The 4,990-nt window shown below is 45.2% G+C and carries 5 protein-coding genes; 2 read left to right on the forward strand and 3 right to left on the reverse strand.

Annotation, left to right across the window (positions count from 1 at the left end; genetic code table 11):
- Window positions 1-120: 120 nt before the first annotated feature.
- Entirely contained in the window at window positions 121-708 is a 588-nt protein-coding gene (locus RLO19_RS15340) for a Uma2 family endonuclease (RefSeq protein WP_446357702.1), read from the reverse strand.
- 300 nt (window positions 709-1,008) lie between these two features.
- On the opposite strand from RLO19_RS15340, the gene RLO19_RS15345 reads away from it, so the two are divergent.
- Both RLO19_RS15345 and RLO19_RS15350 read left to right on the forward strand, forming a co-directional pair.
- A complete protein-coding gene (locus RLO19_RS15345) occupies window positions 1,009-1,272 on the forward strand; it encodes a hypothetical protein (RefSeq protein WP_446357704.1) in 264 nt (87 codons plus the stop codon).
- 603 nt (window positions 1,273-1,875) lie between these two features.
- Entirely contained in the window at window positions 1,876-3,264 is a 1,389-nt protein-coding gene (locus RLO19_RS15350) for a GTP-binding protein (protein WP_446357707.1), read from the forward strand.
- A gap of 46 nt (window positions 3,265-3,310) precedes the next feature.
- On the opposite strand, the gene RLO19_RS15355 is transcribed toward RLO19_RS15350, so the two are convergent.
- Together RLO19_RS15355 and era are read right to left on the reverse strand one after the other, a co-directional pair.
- Window positions 3,311-3,616, reverse strand: coding sequence for a hypothetical protein (locus RLO19_RS15355; RefSeq protein WP_446357706.1), 306 nt, complete (start codon window positions 3,614-3,616; stop codon window positions 3,311-3,313).
- Window positions 3,617-3,854: 238 nt separating this feature from the next.
- Complete coding sequence (gene era / locus RLO19_RS15360) at window positions 3,855-4,763, reverse strand: GTPase Era (protein WP_446357709.1); 909 nt, start codon at window positions 4,761-4,763, stop codon at window positions 3,855-3,857.
- Window positions 4,764-4,990: the final 227 nt, after the last annotated feature.

Raw genomic sequence — 4,990 nt, forward strand, 5'->3', positions numbered from 1 at the left:
GAACAATGGATAATGACCTCTCCTTAAAAGAAGAGGATTGAAATTAAGGAAAATCTTTTTTAATTTCTTCGTAAACGAAGAGGTCTTAGACCCAATTAATCAATTGTCAATTATCAATTATTAATTATCCATTGATAAAATTCCGGTCAAATCCAAGACAAATCCAGGCAGAATTGATTCTCCTGATAATGTCGTCGGCTGATTAAGAGTTTCTACAGCTTGATTAGGGCGATAAACTTCTACATTTTGCATCTGGGGATCAATTAACCAACCCAATAGTAAACCATTTGCCAGATACTCTTGCATTTTTGCCTGAATATCTTCTAATTCGTCGCTCAAAGAACGTAACTCTACTAAAAAATCCGGACACAGGGGGACAAACTTTTTCCGTTGTTCTGGGGTTAAAGCTTGCCAACGATCTAATCGTACCCAAGCCGCATCAGGAGAGCGAATAGCACCATTAGGTAAGCGAAAACCTGTAGACGAGTCGAACCCTTCACCTAAACCACTTTGTTGATTCCAGAGCCACAGTTGACCCGTCAAGCGTAAATTTCGTCTTCCGGTATCACCACCAGTTAATGCCATAACGACTAATTCTCCCTGTGCAGTTCTTTCCAATTTTAAATCTCGATTGGCGCGGCAAATCTGCTCAAACTGTTCATCGGTAAGGGTGAGGGTGGGACGTAAGTTTAAGGTGATGGCTGTCATAGGGTTTTTGATGATAAGCGGTTATTAATATGATAGAAAATTTGCCGGATGGGAGTCGCGATCGCGTCTTTGATGGCTAAAGAGGGAATTTTGTTAGTAATCACGCGATTTCGCTATACAGACGTTGAACCCGATAGTCTACCTTGGGCGCTGACTTGAGAAAGTATAATCCGAAAGTGTAGCCGACTCAAGCCGTCTGGCTAAATGCAATGCAGCTATTTCATCCCCCTGATAAATCCCCAGGGATTTAACCATAGCTGTGTTGTAAAATTGAAAGAGTCATTACCCATAAAGCTATCTATGCTAAGAACAGTTGAAGGCGTTTATCAGAACGGACAAATTCAGCTAGCTGAACTTCCACCAGATGTGAGCGATCGCGCCCAAGTTTTGGTTACTTTTTTGGAAGCCGGAAAAATCAATCCTGAACAACTGCGCCAATTGATTGATCAATTAGAAACAATTGCAGGTATCCAGCAAGGTTTGGCTGAAGTTGATACCGGAAAAACTCGCCCTATTGGAGATTTTATCCAAGACATTCAGCAAAACTATGGCATTTCAGGTTGAAATTACCCCGATTGCTGAAGCTCAGATTGAGCAATCCTATCGTTGGTTAACATCAATACTATGTAGAGTGTTTTAGAGTCTAAAAAGTTAATTTTGAATTGGAGAAGATTCATCGCATTTCCAAGATGCTTTTCTAGCTGCTTCGTTTTTCGATGCTTTGTGACTCACTCATAATAACTCCAACTTTGTCTCTCCTCTAGCTAGATTACATCTATTATAGAGCCAAGGACGCTAGGATCGAGGTAAACTCAACCCTAGCGCAGGAGGTTTGACAGTCCCTCGACTAAAGTACGAGGGATTCTGCCGACAGAACGTATTCGTTCCCGCTGCGACCGTCAAACGCCGCCTAGCCAGTCAGTTAGATATCCAACTTTCTGGTTACTTACCGTCCTGGTGCTGTCCGCTTTTGGCGGGGTGTCTCCACCAGGGGTGTTAGTACAATTCTACGACAAGAAAATAAACAATAAAGGAAAAAATGGGCGAACATAAGCGAAGCGTGAGCATTCCTCCCCGTTCTGGGGACGCGGGGTTTCCTGTTGGGGAGGATGCATTATGATTTTGACGAACAATTCTCCCGGTTCCAACCAAGACTGGGATTGGGCGATGTGGAGTGTTGACGCGGTTCAGGGGGAACTCCACTACAAACGCGCCCAAGACTCCTTACGTGAGTTAGTTCGCAATCTCGACTTAACCCCCCAAGAACAAACGGGGTTAGAGTCGGAAATTGGGGATTTAGCTAATCTCTTGGACAAACTCGAACATAGTTGTGTGCAAATCGCTGCCTTTGGTATGGTAGGACGGGGCAAATCCTCGGTACTGAATGCGTTATTAGGACAACCTGTGTTTGAAACTGGGGCGCTACATGGGGTGACTCAGAATGCTCAAACCGCCAATTGGCAATTAAGTCAGGAAACCTTGGCAAACAGTGCTCACGAAATCCTGCGCGTGGCGTTACCTAGTATTGGGGAATCCCAAATCCAGTTTATTGATACGCCAGGGATTGATGAAGTCAATGGGGAAACCCGTGAGGCGTTAGCGGTAACTGTTGCCAGACAAGCAGATCTGATTCTATTTATTATCGCTGGGGATATTACCAAAGTCGAATATGAAGCCCTGTCTCAATTACGAGATAGCGGTAAGCCAATGCTACTCGTCTTTAATAAAATTGACCAATATCCCGAAGCCGATCGCGAGGCGATTTATCGTAAAATACGCGATGAACGGGTGAAACAGTTGTTGTCTCCCGCCGAGATTGTCCGGGTGGCGGCTGCACCTTTAGAAGCGGTAGCTGTGCGTCGTGCTGATGGTAGCCGCACGATTCAACGGCGTCTGGGAACCCCCCAGATTGAAGAATTAAAGCTGAAAATACTAGAAATTTTGCACCGGGAGGGTAAATCCTTAGTCGCCTTAAATTCGATGATGTACGCGGGTGAGGTGAATGAACAACTGGTGCAACGGAAAATGGAGATTCGGGAAGAAAGTGCCAATCAGATGATCTGGAAAGCCGTGATGACCAAAGCCGTCGCGATCGCACTCAATCCAGTTACGGTTCTGGATCTACTCACAGCAACGGTTGTAGACGTGGTGATGATTCTAGCATTATCTCGCCTCTACGGTATCTCCATGACCCAGCAAGGTGCTGTGGGATTGCTTCAGAAAATCGCCTTGAGTATGGGGGGAATTGGTGCGAGTGAACTGTTAGCGACATTGGGATTAAGTAGTATTAAGGGATTGTTAGGGCTATCTGCACCCGCTACCGGGGGGGTTACCTTAGCGCCTTATCTGTCTGTCGCCATGACTCAGGCGGGTGTCGCAGGTGTTTCTACTTATGCAATTGGACAAGTGACAAAAGTTTATTTAGCCAATGGCGCCTCTTGGGGAGAAGATGCACCTAAAACTGTAGTTAGTCGCATTCTGGCGTCGTTGGATGAAACCTCCATTCTCAATCGGATTAAAGGAGAATTGGCAGCTAAATTAGGTGGTACGCCTTAAGTATGTAGAGACGTAACATACTACCTCTCTACATGAATACATAACTCTAGTTAACAGGCGTCTCATCTACCTGATCAGGCTGAGAATTAGGTTGCTCAATACCCTCAATCTCTGGGCGAGGTTCACTCTCAGCCGTTGGATTTACATCCAGTATCGGCTTCCCTCCCGATTGTCGTGGCAGGTTCTCCTCCGCTTCCGGATTTTCATCCTGGAGAGTGCGAATTTCTCGCTCTAATTGCTGCCATCCCTGCTCGAAAAATTCTTGAGACGGCGTTCTAGCTTGAGCCATTCCTTGACCCGCTATGCCAATTGTGGTAACAACTGTAGTCAGTATAACAATTGTAAATTTCATCGCGATCGCTCTCCTTAAGATACTGTTGCAGAATGCCGAGTCTGAAACCATTCCCGCCTTACCCTGAACCCATAAGAGTTAGAAAAGTTATCCTGCTTCAGAACAGGTGAATTTACCGCTCCGGAGTTGACGTATATCAACCTTTGTGATAATAATTATAGCTTAAACTTGATGACGACGGCTATAACTCAGAACTCTACCCGTTCCCTGTTCCTTGACAAATGACATAAACGAATAACTATTCCTCCAACCGATACCCCAACTCTGCTAATCTCAGACGAGATTGTCGCCATTTAGGTTGCACTTTGACAAATAATTCTAGATAAACTTTACCGGCAATTAACTTTTGGATTTGCTGACGCGCCTCCGAACCAACAGTTTTCAGCATACTGCCCTTTTTCCCAATTAAAATTCCTTTTTGCGACTCTCGTTCAACGTGAATCGTGGCGAGGATGCGGGTAATTTTAGGTTCTTCTTCAACGACATCAATCGTAATCGCAACGGAATGGGGAACTTCCTGGCGAGTCAACAGCAGAATTTGCTCTCGAATTAATTCTCCCATAATAAAACGTTCGGGTTGATCGGTGACTAAATTCGGCGGATAATAATAAGGACCTGGTTCTAGTCGATCAATTAACTGTTGCGGCAAGGATGCCAACCCGTCACCCGTCAGGGCAGAGAATTTTATCACCTGCCAATTGTGGGGATCTGCCAGTTGATGATACCCTTCATCTAAGTCTTTCCCTGGCGATTGTAAATCCGATTTGTTAATACCTAGAATTACAGGTGTTGAGGTTTGAGTGAGTAGATTACTAATGTAGCGATCGCCTCCTCCTGCTGGTGTCGCTCCATCCACCACAAACAGCACCACATCCACCGCTTCAATCGCAATCTTAGCATTTTGTACCAACACTTTCCCCAATTGATGATGAGGCTTGTGGATTCCTGGCGTATCCACAAAAATCAGTTGGGCATTTTCTGTGGTAAGAATACCCTGTAAGCGGTTGCGGGTGGTTTGGGCGATGGGTGACGTGATGGCAATTTTCTGTCCCACCAATTCATTCATTAACGTCGATTTACCCACATTCGGGCGTCCAATAATACCCACAAAGCCAGATTTAAATCCCTCTGGGGCTTGAGGAATCATCACGGCGTCTGCGTCGGGGATTAAGGTAAAATTGTTGCTGTTTTCCATTTTATAATCTTATAATTTTTTGAGCGACAAAAGCTTTCATACAATTCTAGTCATAACCTTAGAGACGAATATGGCACATCTGTCTAACTGTAGGGGCGGGTTTAGGGACAATTGTAGGGGCGGGTTTAGGGACAATTGTAGGGGCGGGTTTAGGGACACAAGTAGGCTCGGGTGGGCGG

The sequence above is a fragment of the Coleofasciculus sp. G2-EDA-02 genome (genome assembly GCF_040226375.1).
Classification (GTDB): domain Bacteria; phylum Cyanobacteriota; class Cyanobacteriia; order Cyanobacteriales; family Coleofasciculaceae; genus Coleofasciculus.

Coding starts and splice junctions, on each gene's coding strand:
- RLO19_RS15345 (WP_446357704.1), top strand. CDS start 1,009: ATGCTAAGAACAGTTGAAGGCGTTTATCAGAACGGACAAATTCAGCTA.
- era (WP_446357709.1), bottom strand. CDS start 4,763: ATGATTCCTCAAGCCCCAGAGGGATTTAAATCTGGCTTTGTGGGTATT.
- RLO19_RS15350 (WP_446357707.1), top strand. CDS start 1,876: ATGTGGAGTGTTGACGCGGTTCAGGGGGAACTCCACTACAAACGCGCC.
- RLO19_RS15340 (WP_446357702.1), bottom strand. CDS start 708: ATGACAGCCATCACCTTAAACTTACGTCCCACCCTCACCCTTACCGAT.
- RLO19_RS15355 (WP_446357706.1), bottom strand. CDS start 3,616: ATGAAATTTACAATTGTTATACTGACTACAGTTGTTACCACAATTGGC.